Here is a 15,308-nt window from a genome sequence, read left to right as displayed (position 1 = left end):
ACGTAATTCAAATCGATTCCGTTCCAGAACTGCCCTTGCATTAAATTAAGCAGGAACAGGAGCGCTGTCAGGACAACCCCTGCAATAAAAGCTTACCAATAGGAAAAAGCCCAGCGATCTTTTGCCGTGGAGAATCAGCCCCATGAACGTTCCGTAAGCAGTTGCCGCACAGATGAAGAAAATGACGTTGGGCATGAGGTCACCAATCGGCAAGACAGCGGAAGCTCCGCCGATGCCGAACCCGATTAAAAACGCCCCGACCAGCGCGATGATGCTCAGCCCAATGTTCTTCAGGAAATCCTTCCGGTACCCAAGCAGCAGCAATCCCAAACTTCCTGCCATCGCTGTCACGAACGTGATGAAAATCCCTGGCGGCAGCAGCAAACTGGATCCCAAACTGCTGATCAAAAACGCTAACAGCCCGACAGCGAACCCGATTATACTTTTCATGTGACGCCCTCCTTGAATTGAGATGCAAATTATTTCACTTACAATACCCTATACCCTATTTATTAGAAAATTGCAACATCTTAAACTCACTTTCCATTCATCATGATAATGAAATCATTTCCACCCGGTTGCCGAACGGATCGCGGAATTCAAAACGCGCAAATCCTGGAATCGGCACCGCCTCCAGAATTTCCACACCGCTTTCTTCCAGCCGCTCGCGCCAATAGCCGATATCCTCCACTTGATACGCCAGATGCGCTTTTGTGGTTAGCCTATCGAATCCATCCTCAGTCCCGACATGTACTTCCTGACGGCCCGTGCTGAGCCAAAAGCCGCCGCGCCCTCTCAATGCTTCCGGCTTGTCGATTTCCTGCAAGCCCAATAGCTCACAATAAAACGCTTTTCCTTCCGCTTCCGCCCCTTTTGGGATGGTGATTTGTGCGTGATGCAATCCGATGATCATCTCGTCTCCCCCCCTGTTCCTTAATGGATATCGCGCTTCTTGAAATTCCCGCCTTTTACTTCAGCGACATCATACACCGCCACAAAGGCCTGCGGGTCGATTTCGTAAATGATTTCCTTCATCTTGCTATCTTCGAGACGGTTGATGATGCACGTAATTTCCTTATACTCTTCGTTGGTATACGCCCCTTTGACCAAGTTGTATGTAGCACTGCGCCCCAAGCGGTCGCGGATCGTCTCGACCATATTTTCGGGTTCACTCGTGATGATCTTATAGGTCTTCGAACCGCTCAGGCCTTCCTCCACCATATGGATCACTTTGGAAGCAATAAAATAAGCGATTCCCGACAAGAACGCGCCCTGCAATCCGAATACCGTCGACACGACGATAAAGACGAATAAGTTCAGGAATAAAATCAAATCACTCGTGCCAAACGGCAATTTCCGCGACAGCAATACCGCGAGCATATCGATGCCGTCCAACGCGCCGCCATTGCGCAGCGCAAGCCCCATGCCGAAACCGATAATGATGCCCCCGACTACGGTCACGAGCAGCGAATCGCCTTCGACAATCGGCGGGACACGGTGCATGATCGTCGTCCCGTATGCCAAAGCGGCAATCCCGATGATTGAATAGATGGCAAAGCTCTTGCCGATTTGCTTATACCCCAGGTAGACAAACGGAACATTCAGCAGGCCGATCAAAATCCCCAGCTGCACTCCGGTCAATTGCGAGCCGACGATGCTCAGCCCCGTTACGCCGCCGTCCGATACATTATTCGGAATCAACACCGCCTCCAGCCCATATGCTGTAATGAATCCACCGATGATGATGGCAATCGCGCGCAAAACTTTTTTCACACGCTTGCTAGTTTTGTTTTCTTTACCAGAAACCACTCTGCTTTCCTTCTTTCCGTTTGGATGTCTTTGCCCCTTTCATTATACGCTTTTTTTCATCCAGTTAAACGACATGGCCCGAGCGGGGCGCCGTCACTTCCCAGCCGTCTGATGGTCTTGGGCAATTTCCTTACATTTGCCGCATGGATGCATCATAATGGAAGGGCAAGCTATTTCTACTATCTTAGGAAAAGGACGTGTATTGGAATGAAAGTAGTCGCAATCGTCGGCAGTGTCCGCGAAGGTTCATTCAACAAATATTTGGCGCGGTTCGTGCAAAAAAGGTATGCGGATAAGTTCGATATGGAAATCCTGGACCTTTCGGGATTGCCTTTGTTCAACCAAGACATCGAAAACAACCCTCCGGCAGCGGTCGAGGAATTCAAATCGAAAGTGAAAGCGGCAGATGCGGTCCTTTGGATCACTCCTGAATACAACGCTACCATTCCAGGGGTACTCGGCAACGCCATCGACTGGCTGTCGCGCGTCGAGAAAGTGATGATCGGCAAGCCTTCCTGGATCATGGGCGCTTCCATGGGGCAGCTCGGCACCGTCAAAGCGCAAGCCCACCTCCGGGATATTTTGTTCGCGCCCGGCCTTCAATCCCCTGTACTGATCGGCAACGAAGTATACGTAGGGGCAGTACATACGAAGATGGATAAAGACGGGAACATCACAGACGAAGCGACTGTCGCCTTCTTGGATTCCGTTGCCGCCAACTTCCTTGAATGGATGAAGCGCTTCGGCAAAACCTCCTGAACAGTTCCACACAAAAAAGAGCCGCTCAGTGCGGCTCTTTTTTCTCTTCCTATCAATACAATCGCCAAAGCATGACCTATCCCTCGATAGCCGCCATATTCCCCGGGAAATAAGAAAAGCCCTGCAGTTACGCAGGGCCTTATTGATAATTTATTCGACTGTCACGGATTTTGCCAAGTTGCGCGGCTTATCGACGTCACAATCGCGGTGGAGAGCGGCATAATAGCTGATCAACTGAAGCGGGATGACCGATACGAGCGGTGTCAGCAATTCATGGACTTTCGGCAAGACGTGGCTGTCGCCTTCTTCGTTCAAGCCTTCCATGGAAATGATGCACGTATTGGCGCCGCGTGCCGCCACTTCCTTGACGTTTCCGCGGATATTCAAGTTGACGGATTCCTGCGTCGCAAGCGCGATGACCGGCGTGCCTTCTTCGATCAATGCAATCGTGCCGTGCTTCAATTCCCCGCCAGCAAAGCCTTCTGCTTGGATATACGAGATTTCTTTCAATTTCAATGCGCCTTCAAGGCCGACGAAATAATCCATCAAACGCCCGATGAAGAAGCAATTGCGTGTAGTTGAAAGGAAATCCGTTGCAATCTGTTCAAGCTCTTCTTTCATATCGACTTGTGCTTGCACGGCGTTCGCCACGATGCCCATTTCCTGGACCAAATCGAAACCGATATCACGTCCGCGGCGTTCTGCCGTCACTGCTGCCAAAATGGACAGGACAGCCAGCTGTGCTGTATACGCTTTAGTGGATGCGACCGCAATTTCAGGGCCTGCATGCAGCAATAGCGTATGGTCAGCTTCACGTGAAAGCGTAGAGCCTGCCACGTTTGTCACCGTCAATGATGGATGGCCCATTTCCTTGATGCGCACCAACACTTGGCGGCTGTCCGCTGTTTCGCCGGACTGGGAAATGAAGATGAATAGCGGCTTCTCGGAAAGCAGCGGCATATTGTAGCCGAATTCGCTCGCTACGTGCACTTCCACCGGAATGCCCGCCATTTTTTCCAAGTATTCCTTGCCGATCAAGCCCGCGTGGTAGCTTGTCCCTGCTGCAATGATGTACAGGCGGTCTGCCGATTCAAGTGCATCCAAAATCGAAGAATCGATCGTCAATTGATCGTTCTCGTCCTGGTAAGCTTGGATGATTTTACGCATAACCGCTGGCTGCTCATCGATTTCCTTCAACATGTAATGCGGGTAAGTGCCTTTATCGATATCGCTCATGTCGATTTCCGCTGTGAACGGGTCGCGTGCCACTTCTTCGCCTTCGAGCGTCAAGATCTGCACGCTGTCTTTTTTCACGATGACGACTTCTTTATCCATCAATTCAACGAACTGGTCCGTCACTTGGAGCATCGCCATGGCATCGGATGCGATGACATTAAAGTTCTCGCCAAGGCCGACGAGAAGCGGGCTCTTATTTTTCGCTACGTAGATCGTTTGCTCTTCTTCTGCATCAAGCAATGCGATCGCGTACGAGCCTTTCATCAATTTCAACGCTTTGCTGAACGCTTCTTTTGTCGTCATGCCTTCTTCAACGAATTTACCGATCAATTGCACGATGATTTCCGTATCTGTATCAGACTCCATCTCTACGCCTTCCAAATGGTCACGCTGGATGTGGTGATAGTTCTCGATAACGCCGTTATGAACAAGCGTGAAGCGGTCTGATGCATTTTGGTGCGGGTGAGCGTTGACTTTGCTCGGTTTCCCGTGGGTCGCCCAGCGTGTATGCCCGATCCCTGTGTTTCCTGTCACATCGTCTTCCACGACTCCCCGCAGATCCGCGATGCGGCCTTTTTCCTTAAATACTTTGATGCCTTCGCCGTTGCGCACTGCAATCCCTGCTGAATCATAGCCACGGTACTCCAGACGCTCCAACCCTTTCAATAGAATCTCTTTTGAATCCTGTTCTCCAATATACCCGACAATTCCACACATAATTTATATTCCTCCAATTTTCTAAATGTCAAAATAAGCGTCCGCTGCGTTCGCAAACGCTTTGTCGTGAGCCCCTGCAAGCTGGTTGTCCAATCGATCACTCGACTGTTTTAAGCATGCACATAACGACCGGGCTTCGCGGCCGGGAGGTATCCGCCGAAATCTCGATACTCCTCCTCCTCGTCTACTGAAGACTGACTGGTCCGTCCGAGTTCTTCAGTACAGGCGCTATAATTGGTTTCCTTGGCACTTACCTCTATCCCCCTTTTGCATCGGCATTAAACCGACTCCCTAATCATAACCGCTCCATACAATTCCGTCAATCAACGCATAGCTTTCCTTAGGACAATCCGCACAGGCATCTTCCAGCGGCTGGTTCATTGCTCCTCATGTTTTCTAATTCTTTTCAGCTCTGCCCAACCTATAGACAGTACGAAAAGCCGTGAGAACAAGCATACGAGCTTTTCATTGTGCATTTTTGCCGAAAACCCCGAAATCTATCTTTTTGAATTCCTTGATAAACTTTTGACGGCGCAGCCCCTTGAAATGACGAGGAATAACCGTAAAAGTTTCAGCTAATGAAAATCTCGTGGAGTGAGGCGGAAAAACGGGTGAAAAGAAGCTGTCATTGGCCCTTTCCTCATCAAACAGCCGCCTCCCGCTTTGGGCATGTCTCCCACGATGAGCCAAGAAGAACACTTGTCTCATTGCTCCGGCTTGCCTGTATGCGCGGTTCGTCTTTTAGATTTCATTGATTGCTTTGAGCGACTGAGCTTCAGCTTCTTTTATTGCATCCACTGGTTGTCGATGCTTAGTGGGATGTGTGAGTGTGGCGTTATGGCCGTTGATTGTTTCATCTGTAAGAAGTGGCCTAGCTGGAGTTGATAGTGGAAAAGATGGTTAACTAGCTATTCTTTATGTAATTACAAAACTGTCTAAAACTATTCCTGCTAATTTCAATGACAGTTGAATTTGATTTCCGTACTACACTTAGAGATGGAGCAGAAGGGAGGCGACTCCGGGAGGATTAGCGAGACAATTGAGACCCTGCAAGCGAATATGCGAAAGGTATTGAGCGTATTCGTTTGCGAAACTCGAACATCGGGAGAGTTGAGCAGGCGGGGTTTTGTGCAGCGATCGAAGCGGCTCAATGCGAGCCCTCCGGAAAGCGTCCTCCCTGGAGCAGAATCTTCCTCTCCACTTTTTCAACAAAAAAAGGCCAGAGCACCCGCTCCGGCCTCTAGCTTATTTATTTCATGCCCATTTCTTCGCGTACAACCGCCGCAATCCGCTCCACGTACTCTTCGCACGCTTCCGCGGACGGCGCTTCGACCATGACGCGCACCAACGGCTCGGTTCCGGAAGGGCGCACGAGCACCCGTCCATTGCCGTCCATATCGCGTTCCACTTCCGCAATCTTCTCGGCCACAATCGCGTTATCTGTCACGCCGTGTTTATCTGTTACTCGGATGTTCACCAGTTTCTGAGGGAAAATCGTCATTTCATTCGCCAGCTCAGACAATTTCTTGCCAGTGATCTTCATGATGTTCACCAATTGAAGACCTGACAACAACCCGTCGCCTGTCGTGTTGTAATCAAGGAAAATGATATGGCCCGACTGTTCGCCGCCCAAATTGTACTCATTCTTCTTCATTTCTTCCACTACATAGCGATCGCCGACAGCGGTCTTGACGCTTGTCATGCCATTTTCCTCAAGCGCTTTATAGAAGCCCATATTGCTCATGACAGTGGAAACGACCGTATCTTTCTTCAAGCGGCCTTCCGACTTCAGATGCTTCGCGCAAATGTACATGATCTGGTCGCCATCGACAATCGTTCCTTTTTCATCCACCGCGATCAAACGGTCGCCGTCGCCGTCAAAAGCAAGGCCTACATCAGCGCCTTTTTCCACGACCAGCTTAGCAAGTGCTTCCGGATGCGTCGAGCCTACGCCTTCATTGATGTTCAAGCCGTTCGGCGATGCGCCCATCGAGCTGATGTCCGCGTCCAAATCCGCAAACACATGAGTCGCCAATGTCGATGTCGCACCATGCGCGCAATCAAGCGCCACGTGGATGCCGTCGAATTCCTCGTCCACCGTTTGCTTCAAATACTGGATATATTTCTGGCCACCCTCGAAATACTCGGTGATGCTGCCAAGGTCTCCGCCGGTTGGGCGCGGCAGATCATCTGTTTCCGCATCGAGCAATGCTTCGATTTCCGCTTCCTGGTCATCCGACAATTTAAAGCCGTCCGAACCGAAGAATTTGATGCCATTGTCTGCGACCGGGTTATGGGAGGCAGAAATCATAACACCCGCTTCCGCGCTCATGACACGTGTCAGATATGAAACGCCTGGAGTGCTGATGACGCCGAGGCGCATAACTTCCGCGCCGACTGACAGTAATCCAGCCGCCAAGGCATTTTCAAGCATTTCGCCGGAAATCCGTGTGTCCCGCCCTACGAGCACTTTCGGTTTTTCCTTTGAGCTTTTCGTTAAGATATAGCCGCCAAAACGCCCGAGTTTAAACGCCAGTTCCGGCGTCAATTCGCTATTGGCCACCCCTCGTACACCATCGGTCCCAAAATATTTTCCCATTCTTTTCGCTCCTTCAATCACTCTGTAATATGATTTGTTTATATTAACCTAAGTTTACATTTTTAGCTATTTTTTATTCTTCATTGTTACTCTCGGCAATTTCGGGATTTTCTAATTCCTCGGGCACGAGCAAGGATTCATCCACTGAAATATCTGCTTCTACCTGCATCTCTCCCGGGGAAACGCCTGATGCACCCGCTGGAATCGGCAATTCGACCGTCACCGTCGTATCGGATGCGGTGACGCTGTTCGCTTCCACTTCGATGACGTATTCTTCCATCGCATCCACTACGCTGCGCGGGCCGAAAACCCGTACTTGCTCACTTGATGGCGTCCAGGAGTTAATGGTAATGCCCGTCTGCGGGTCGCCGTTCACTTCGATGCGCACCGGCAGCTCACGGCTGTATTCCTCTACCGTGACATCCACTGCAACGGATTCCGGTTCAATCGTGACATTGTCGAGTTTCGTCAAGTCCTCTGCCAGTACGCGGACACGTGCTTCAGCAGTGAAGGATTCCTTGATTTCCGGCTCCCCGGTCACTGTCGCTTTGACAAAGCTGATGGCGTTGATGACACTTTGCGGGCCGGTTACAGTGACTTTGTCCGGTTCGACAGATAAGCCGTCCAAGACAAAGCCTTCCGCCAGCAAGCGCTCGTTCATTTCAGCGTCAATGCCGAATTCCTGGGACACCCGCTCCTCGAGCACGACGTTCACGAATGCCGGGTCCATGCGGGCACTTAATTGTTCCGACAGGTTTTCCGTCTGGATCGGCACTTGATGCTCACCCAAAGGCAGGCTGCGCAAATCGATGAACAGCGTGTAATCATCGAGCTGGCGCGTCGTCTGGATGATGCTTGCCGGGCCGCTTAAATACAAGTCGACCGTTTCCGGCACGCCGCTGACCATCAAGCTCTCATCATAATACACTTGCAGTTCCACATCTTCGATCATTTCCGACACTCTTCCGGTTTCGGTCGTGGTCGTATTGTTTTCCGTCTGGACGGAAAAGAAGAGCAGAAAGGCCAGGAATAATGCCATGATCCGAAGAAACCACGGATTGTCCATCATCTTATCCATTCTTTTTCCCCCTCCAATTCCACCAGGAAGTTGCGGCCTGTTGTTGTTCTGCACCGAACCAGATACGGCGAAGCTTCACTTCAAAGTCTTCGAGCGACAAATTGCGGTGCAAATCGCCGTTTGCCGTCAAGCTGATCGCACCGGTCTCTTCCGACACGACAATGGTGATCGCATCCGTCACTTCACTGATGCCGAGTGCTGCGCGGTGGCGCGTCCCCAGCTCTTTCGAAATGAACGGGCTCTCGGACAGCGGTAAATAGCACGCTGCCGCAGCGATGCGGTTCTTCTGGACAATGACCGCACCGTCATGCAGCGGCGTGTTCGGAATGAATAGGTTGATCATCAATTCGGAGGTGATGTCCGAATTCATCGGAATGCCCGTCTCTATGTATTCACTGAGCCCGGTTTCACGCTCGATTGAAATGAGCGCCCCGATCCGGCGCTTCGCCATATAACTGACCGACTTGCTCATCGCTTCAATCAAGCGGTTGCGCTCTGATTCTTCATTCAGTGTACTGCTCGAGAACAATTTCCCGCGCCCGAGCTGTTCGAGTGCGCGTCTCAGTTCCGGCTGGAAGATGATGATGATGGCAAGAAAACCCCATTCGAGCACTTGCTGCATGATCCAGCCAAGCGTTTCCAGGTTGAGCGCCTGGGTCACAAGACGCGCGATGATAATAAAGAAGATTCCTTTTAATAGCTGGACAGCCTTCGTTCCCTTGATAACAGTAATAAGTTTGTAAATAACGAACCAGACCAACAGGATGTCGATCACATTGCCGATCATCTGAAGCGGCGTCTGGTCATTGAAGTTTTCCAAAAAAGGCATCTGCAACCCTCGCTTTTCTCCATGTGCATATGGTTTCAGTATATCATATCCCGAGACATCTGCCTCCATGCAAAAAGCCCATCCATTGAATGGATGGGCTTTACTCCTCTATTGATTGGTCATCGCCGCCAAAAAAGCTCATAGCATCCTGGAATGTCCCTTTGATCGTATACCAGAGCCATTCGAATACTTGATCGATTTCCTCGATTTCACCGTTGATGACGCCACTCGATGCCATATACTGGCCGTTGACGATCGTCACGTCTCCTTCAAGTTCACCGTCCACGCGCAGATCGCCATTGCGGATCGTCAAATCCCCGATTACCGTTTGGCCTTCCGGCACCACGACCGTCTGCCCCTCGACCACTAAATTCTCTTGTTTTGTGAATGAGAATTGCTGGTCGTCACTGAAGCTCGACATCATCGCTGCACTCATCAACAAGACGAAAAGTGCCGCCGCAATCATCAGCGGATGATGTCGCATAAAACGTTTTACCCCGACACGCTGGGATTCTTTCGGTAAACCGGCCATCGTCTTTTGCACAAAATCCGGCGGTGCCTGGACGTGCGAAACGCTTTGGACGAACGCAATGGTCTTGGTCAGTTCTTGATATATTTTCCTGCAGTCGCTGCAGCTCTGCAAGTAGTCTTTCAGTTCTTTTTCCTCTGATGGGCTGATTTCCCCGTCTAGGTAATCGTCCATCATGCGAATGACTTTCTCCGGACACGCATTCATCATGCTCGCCTCCTACAAATTGCTCAATTGCTTGCGAAGTGCTTCGCGCCCGCGGTGTATCCGCGTTTTCACCGTGCCAAGCGGTAAATCCAGGATTTCGCTGATTTCAGCCAGCGGCAATTCCTCGATATATTTTAACACAATCGCTGCCCGGTACTTATCCGGCAAGCGGCTTATTTCGTACTGCACCCGCTCCTGGACTTCCATCCGCATTAACTCTTCTTCCGGAAGCTCTTCATCATTGGCAATCTTCGAATACATATTCAAGCCTTCCGTGCCTTTGACTTCCGCATCCAAATGATAATCCGGCTTTTTCTTGCGGATCCGGTCTATGCACAGATTGGTGGCGATGCGGTAAAGCCACGTGGAAAATTTACGGTTTTGGTCAAAAGTGTGTATGTTCACATAGGCCCGCGTAAATGCTTCCTGTGCAATATCTTCCGCTTCATGCCGGTTGCCGAGCATCCGGTAGCAAATCTGGAACAATTGATGTTGATACAGCTCCACGATTTCGGCAAATGCGTCTTGGTCGCCCTTCATGACTCGTTTTATTCGTTTATTTACTAACGCATCCATGATCTCATTTCCCTCCGCCATGCGGCTGTCTTTTATATACGATCCAGTTCCGAAAAAGTTTCATTTTTTTCTCTCTTCCTCTATCCTATCAAACCATGTCCAGAAAAAACCAGCCAATTTCCAGTTCTTTGAATGAATTCATCAGTTTATTATTCCGCTGATAAAAATCATGCAATGTGCTCTCCGGCAGTCCTGCACCCTTCTCCCTAATCTCTTATACATTCCATACAATAAAAAAAGCCGCCCGGAAATTCCGGACAGCCGCCTTATTCTTATACCAATTTTTCGCCAAGCAATGAACCGATCAATGCAACCGCCACATCGGCTGTACGGTTCTTTTCATCAAGGATCGGGTTAACTTCGACAAACTCTGCGGATGTGATCAGCCCTGCGTCGAACAGCATTTCCATCGCCAAATGGCTTTCGCGGTAGCTGATGCCGCCCGGCACCGGCGTACCGACGCCCGGTGTATACATCGGATCGATTCCGTCAAGATCCAGCGACAGGTGGACGCCGTCCGTTTTACGCTCTTCGCGCAAGTAGCGGATCGATTCCTGCATGACATGGTCCATGCCCATCTTGTCGATTTCGTGCATGCTGAACACTTTGATGCCGTGCTCTTTGATCAATTCGCGCTCCCCTGGATCGACAGAACGCGCCCCGATGATGACGATGTTCTCCGGCTTCACTTTCGGCGAATAGCCGCGGATATTCGTCAATTTCTCATGGCCATGCCCGAAGCTCGCTGCAAGCGGCATGCCGTGGATATTGCCTGATGGCGAAGTTTCGCTCGTGTTCATATCTGCATGCGCATCATACCAGATGACGCCCAAATTCTCGTAATGCTCTGAAATGCCGGCAAGCGTGCCGATTGCGATACTATGGTCGCCGCCCAACACTAATGGGAAATTCCCGGCTTTAGCCACGCCTGAAACCTTTTCTCCGAGCGCTTCTGTTGCTTCGGTAATTACGTCCATATTGCGCAAATTGGTGTTCTCATCCACTTTGCCATCTGCCTTGCGGATTTGGATATCACCTTCGTCATTTACTTCGTGCCCCAGGTTTTCAATGCGGTCCACTACGCCCGCATAACGGATTGCGCTTGGCCCCATATCGACGCCGCGGCGCATTTGCCCGTGATCCATTGGTACACCTATAATAGAAACATTTAATTTATTCATTATTTTATACCCCCTCAGTAAGATACATTCATTGTACCCTCTGAGGTTCTCTTGGCTCAACCTTACATTATTCCGAATATTTATTCATTTTTTCTTCCAATGATTTTTTCACCTCAGGCCATTCCCGGTCAATGATGGAATAGATGATAGCGTCCCGCGGTTCGCCCGTCGAGCGGATTCGTTCGTTACGTAAATGCCCTTCTTTCACCGCCCCTATCCGTTCGATCGATTTTTGGGAACGGATATTTTCAGCATCGGTTTTGAACTGGACGCGGATCATCTCCCGTTCTTCGAAGCAATAGCCTAGCAGTGCATGTTTGACGGCCGTATTGACATGTGTGCGCTGTGCTTTTTCACTATAGAAAGTTGCTCCAATTTCACAACTCTTGTTCGTGTCATCAATCGAATAAATGCGGGTCGTGCCGACGATTTCACCGCTTTCCGGAAGCTCCACGGCAAATACCAGGACATTGGATTGGTTCATTCCAGCCGATAACCACGCTTCTAAATCTTCGAAACGTTCCACCTTAGTCAGCATATATTCGAAGATGTCCGGTGTATAAAGTGCCCATAATGCCTCAAAATCCTCACGTTTCAGCAAACGAAGCCGAATATTGCGCTGTTCAATATACATATCCATCCCCTCCTTATCTGCAGTATACCAGTGCATCCGTCAAATTCGCCATTTTCAATAAAACTATCGCTTCTTCAACTCACCAGAAATAAACCGATTGCACACGGCTCAAAAAATCTTTCTCCAGTTCCCCCATGCTGAGGGACAGGAAATACGTCGCAACAGTGGGCAACGGGAACAAGTCAAAACGCGCTTCCATCAAACGCCCTTCAATCAACTCTCGGCGCACCATCGACTTCGGCAAAAACGATACGCCGAGCCCTTCCTGGATAAACCGTTTCGCGATATGGGCCTGCGTCACTGTCATCGTGCGGATACCTGGGAGCTGCACGCGTAATTTCACCAGCAACTCTTCCCAAAAAACGGGATGATGATGGGTAAAGATGAAACTCTGCTGCAAAACCTCTTCAGCTGAAACCACCGGGCCCCGCTCATCATCATAAGCATCCCTCGGCACAATGAGCAGCAAAGGATCTTCATAAACCACTTCATGGAGAATCACTCGTTTTACCGGCAGCAAAGCGGAGATGCCAGCAGACACTTCCCCGCTCTCTACCAGTTCTTCAATCGCTTCCGACTCTTCCACACGGATAACCAGCTCAAGGTCCGGATGCGCTTTCGTAAACGACTTTAGGATATACGGCAGCACCGTCTCTGCCATTAACGGGGAGATCGCGATGGTCCATTTTCGCCGATAGCCTTGGGCAAATGATTGAAGCTCATCCACTGTCGAATCGAATTTTTCTACCAATATTTCTGCCTGCTGTTTAAAATGGCGCCCTTCCTCTGTTAACACCACGCGGTTCTTGATGCGGTCAAACAGGCGAATCCCCAAATACTCTTCCAATTGCCGAATATGCACCGTCACACTCGGCTGCGACAGCATCAAGCGTTCGGACGTCTTACGGAAGTTCAAAGTATCCGCCGCATCCGCAAAGGTCCTCAGCCATTGCATCTCCATTTCCGTTCCCCTTTCAATTAGTTTTTTTAATTATTTCAATTATAAATCTTTAATTTTCATAATTAAAGCTGCAGCTTATACTTGAAAAAAAGGAGGAATTTCCATGTTTCAAAAAGGCCTTAAAGGCATTATCGCCGTTCAAACTGCCATTGCATCTGTCGAAGGAGATAAGGGTGAACTCCGTTATCGCGGAACATTGATCAATGAAGTGATCAATCAAAAGAGCTTCGAACAGACCGCCTACTTCCTGTGGCACGGCCATCACGCTTCTAATGAAGAACTCGCAAGACTTATTGAACAATTAAAATCCTATCGTCAATTACCGGATTATCTTATGGCCATTGCGCAAGTTTTACCCAAAGAAATTTCATTAATGGATGGCATGCGGACACTCGTTTCAGCTTATCAGCATGCCGAATTCAAAGAATTGAAGATTCAACAACAAGCCATTGCCCTTACTGCTGCACTTCCTGTAATGACGGCTCTTCTATACCGGCAAAGCACCGGACAGGAGTTCGTCGCGCCAAGAAGCGACCTGGGCCATACTGCAAACTATCTATGGATGATCAAAGGGCAAGTACCGACACACGCACAAACTGAAGCTCTGGAAACCTATTTGAACTTAACAATGGAACATGGCATGAATGCATCCACTTTCGCTGGCCGTGTCACTATTTCCACAGAATCCGACTTAAGCGCTGCCATCGTTTCTGCAATCGGTACGATGAAAGGCCCTTTGCATGGAGGCGCCCCGTCCGGAGTGCTTGAATTGCTTGATGAAATCCAGTCTCCCGAAAGGGTCAATCCGGTCATTGAACAAAAACTGGCACAAGGCGAGAAAATCATGGGCTTCGGTCACCGAGTATATCGCACAGAAGATCCGCGCGCTATCCTACTCCGTGAAAAATGCCAGCAGCTACAGCAAGAAGACCCATGGCTGGACCTTGCAGTCAAAGCAGAAAATAAAATCACCCAATTGTTAAATGAGAAAAAACCAGGACGGGCCCTTTATACCAATGTAGAATTTTATGCAGCAGCGATTATGCGGTCTATCCAAATGCCGCCTGAACTATTCACCCCTACCTTCAGCATCGCACGAATCGTCGGCTGGACTGCCCATGCCATAGAACAACAGCAAGATAACGTGATTTTCCGGCCACAATCGGAATATATCAGAAACTAAAAAAAGCCCGTATCCAATTGAATGGATACGGGCTTTTTACACATGGATTGCACATGGAACAATGGAGCCTAGGGGGCTCGAACCCCTGACCTCGACGCTGCCAGCGTCGCGCTCTCCCAGCTGAGCTAAGGCCCCGCGCGAAAAATGCGCAAAGATAAATGAGCCATGAAGGATTCGAACCTTCGACCCTCTGATTAAAAGTCAGATGCTCTACCAACTGAGCTAATGGCTCAAAATAAAAAATGGCTGGGGTACCTGGATTCGAACCAGGGCATGACGGGATCAAAACCCGTTGCCTTACCGCTTGGCTATACCCCAAAGCAATAAAAAACTGGTGGTGGGGGGCAGATTCGAACTGCCGAACCCGAAGGAGCGGATTTACAGTCCGCCGCGTTTAGCCACTTCGCTACCCCACCGTTATTCGATTAATAGCCTAAATGGATACATGGTGGAGGATGACGGGATCGAACCGCCGACCCTCTGCTTGTAAGGCAGATGCTCTCCCAGCTGAGCTAATCCTCCGTGAATGGTGACCCCTACGGGATTCGAACCCGTGTTACCGCCGTGAAAGGGCGGTGTCTTAACCGCTTGACCAAGGGGCCTTACAAAAAAATTATAAAGAAAACAGTTTCCGATGTAAAGAAACTTTAAAGAATCAAAAGCTTCCAACCGGGTTCGAACCGGTGACCTCTTCCTTACCATGGAAGCACTCTACCTGCTGAGCTATGGAAGCAAGGTAAAAGGAAATCTCGGTACAAAGTAAAAAAAGATAATTGCCCAGCGACGTCCTACTCTCACAGGGGGAAACCCCCAACTACCATCGGCGCAAAAGAGCTTAACTTCCGTGTTCGGGATGGGAACGGGTGTGGCCTCTTTGCCATCATCACTGGACTCTTGAGCTTGTTCGCTCAAAACTGGATAAATCGACATTGTGGGAAACTTGCGTTTCAGTTTGTTGGTTAAGTCCTCGATCGATTAGTATTCGTCAGCTGCACGTGTCGCCACGCTTC

14 protein-coding genes, 7 tRNA genes and 1 rRNA gene are annotated in these 15,308 nt (G+C 49.7%); 2 read left to right on the top strand and 20 right to left on the bottom strand.

Annotated elements, in window-relative coordinates:
- Positions 1–45 precede the first annotated feature (45 nt).
- From DP119_RS08430 to DP119_RS08420, 3 genes are all read right to left on the bottom strand, one after another.
- The gene (locus DP119_RS08430) at positions 46–450 is read right to left on the bottom strand and encodes a hypothetical protein (RefSeq protein ID WP_112232705.1); all 405 of its coding nucleotides are present in this window, start codon (positions 448–450) and stop codon (positions 46–48) included.
- A gap of 100 nt (positions 451–550) precedes the next feature.
- Complete coding sequence (locus DP119_RS08425) at positions 551–913, bottom strand: VOC family protein (RefSeq protein ID WP_112232703.1); 363 nt, start codon at positions 911–913, stop codon at positions 551–553.
- A 20-nt stretch (positions 914–933) separates the two neighbouring features.
- A complete protein-coding gene (locus DP119_RS08420; RefSeq protein ID WP_112232701.1) occupies positions 934–1,809 on the bottom strand; it encodes a YitT family protein in 876 nt (291 codons plus the stop codon).
- A 207-nt stretch (positions 1,810–2,016) separates the two neighbouring features.
- Here DP119_RS08420 and DP119_RS08415 point away from each other — a divergent pair, with 207 nt between their 5' ends.
- Positions 2,017–2,568, top strand: a complete 552-nt coding sequence (locus DP119_RS08415) for an NADPH-dependent FMN reductase (protein ID WP_112232699.1) — start codon at positions 2,017–2,019, stop codon at positions 2,566–2,568.
- Positions 2,569–2,718: 150 nt separating this feature from the next.
- Here the strand turns inward: DP119_RS08415 and glmS are convergent, their stop codons facing one another.
- From glmS to DP119_RS08365, 9 genes are all read right to left on the bottom strand, one after another.
- Positions 2,719–4,521, bottom strand: coding sequence for a glutamine--fructose-6-phosphate transaminase (isomerizing) (gene glmS / locus DP119_RS08410; RefSeq protein ID WP_112232697.1), 1,803 nt, complete (start codon positions 4,519–4,521; stop codon positions 2,719–2,721).
- 1,249 nt (positions 4,522–5,770) lie between these two features.
- The gene (gene glmM, locus DP119_RS08400) at positions 5,771–7,120 is read right to left on the bottom strand and encodes a phosphoglucosamine mutase (RefSeq protein ID WP_112232693.1); all 1,350 of its coding nucleotides are present in this window, start codon (positions 7,118–7,120) and stop codon (positions 5,771–5,773) included.
- A gap of 73 nt (positions 7,121–7,193) precedes the next feature.
- Positions 7,194–8,198, bottom strand: a complete 1,005-nt coding sequence (locus DP119_RS08395; protein WP_112232691.1) for a CdaR family protein — start codon at positions 8,196–8,198, stop codon at positions 7,194–7,196.
- On the bottom strand, positions 8,191–9,027 hold the full coding sequence (gene cdaA, locus DP119_RS08390) for a diadenylate cyclase CdaA (protein WP_058383732.1): 837 nt from the start codon (positions 9,025–9,027) through the stop codon (positions 8,191–8,193). The genes DP119_RS08395 and cdaA overlap by 8 nt, the downstream gene beginning before the upstream one ends.
- Before the next feature lie 100 nt (positions 9,028–9,127).
- Entirely contained in the window at positions 9,128–9,763 is a 636-nt protein-coding gene (locus DP119_RS08385; RefSeq protein ID WP_112232689.1) for a zf-HC2 domain-containing protein, read from the bottom strand.
- A 12-nt stretch (positions 9,764–9,775) separates the two neighbouring features.
- Positions 9,776–10,339 (bottom strand): RNA polymerase sigma factor SigW, encoded by a 564-nt coding sequence (gene sigW, locus DP119_RS08380; RefSeq protein WP_101189215.1) that lies wholly within the window; start codon positions 10,337–10,339, stop codon positions 9,776–9,778.
- Between the two features lie 272 nt (positions 10,340–10,611).
- The gene (gene rocF, locus DP119_RS08375) at positions 10,612–11,520 is read right to left on the bottom strand and encodes an arginase (RefSeq protein WP_112232687.1); all 909 of its coding nucleotides are present in this window, start codon (positions 11,518–11,520) and stop codon (positions 10,612–10,614) included.
- 67 nt (positions 11,521–11,587) lie between these two features.
- Positions 11,588–12,154 (bottom strand): GNAT family N-acetyltransferase, encoded by a 567-nt coding sequence (locus tag DP119_RS08370; RefSeq protein ID WP_240616399.1) that lies wholly within the window; start codon positions 12,152–12,154, stop codon positions 11,588–11,590.
- A 79-nt stretch (positions 12,155–12,233) separates the two neighbouring features.
- Complete coding sequence (locus tag DP119_RS08365; protein WP_112232683.1) at positions 12,234–13,115, bottom strand: LysR family transcriptional regulator; 882 nt, start codon at positions 13,113–13,115, stop codon at positions 12,234–12,236.
- A gap of 103 nt (positions 13,116–13,218) precedes the next feature.
- Here DP119_RS08365 and DP119_RS08360 point away from each other — a divergent pair, with 103 nt between their 5' ends.
- Entirely contained in the window at positions 13,219–14,298 is a 1,080-nt protein-coding gene (locus tag DP119_RS08360; protein ID WP_112232681.1) for a citrate synthase/methylcitrate synthase, read from the top strand.
- Positions 14,299–14,360: 62 nt separating this feature from the next.
- Here DP119_RS08360 and DP119_RS08355 read toward each other — a convergent pair.
- From DP119_RS08355 to rrf, 8 genes are all read right to left on the bottom strand, one after another.
- Positions 14,361–14,433: transfer RNA gene (locus DP119_RS08355), tRNA-Ala, on the bottom strand.
- A gap of 24 nt (positions 14,434–14,457) precedes the next feature.
- Positions 14,458–14,530 (bottom strand) — tRNA-Lys (locus DP119_RS08350).
- Between the two features lie 11 nt (positions 14,531–14,541).
- Positions 14,542–14,616 (bottom strand) — tRNA-Gln (locus tag DP119_RS08345).
- 14 nt (positions 14,617–14,630) lie between these two features.
- Positions 14,631–14,714: transfer RNA gene (locus DP119_RS08340), tRNA-Tyr, on the bottom strand.
- Positions 14,715–14,744: 30 nt separating this feature from the next.
- Positions 14,745–14,820 (bottom strand) — tRNA-Val (locus DP119_RS08335).
- A gap of 5 nt (positions 14,821–14,825) precedes the next feature.
- Positions 14,826–14,900, bottom strand: a tRNA-Glu gene (locus DP119_RS08330).
- 58 nt (positions 14,901–14,958) lie between these two features.
- Positions 14,959–15,031 (bottom strand) — tRNA-Thr (locus tag DP119_RS08325).
- A gap of 42 nt (positions 15,032–15,073) precedes the next feature.
- Positions 15,074–15,189 (bottom strand): 5S ribosomal RNA (gene rrf, locus DP119_RS08320).
- Positions 15,190–15,308: the final 119 nt, after the last annotated feature.

This window comes from Planococcus maitriensis (genome assembly GCF_003289925.1).
GTDB lineage: Bacteria > Bacillota > Bacilli > Bacillales_A > Planococcaceae > Planococcus > Planococcus maitriensis.
The sequence above is the reverse complement of the archived record's forward strand: the minus strand, read 5'-3'. Positions and strand labels throughout refer to the sequence as shown.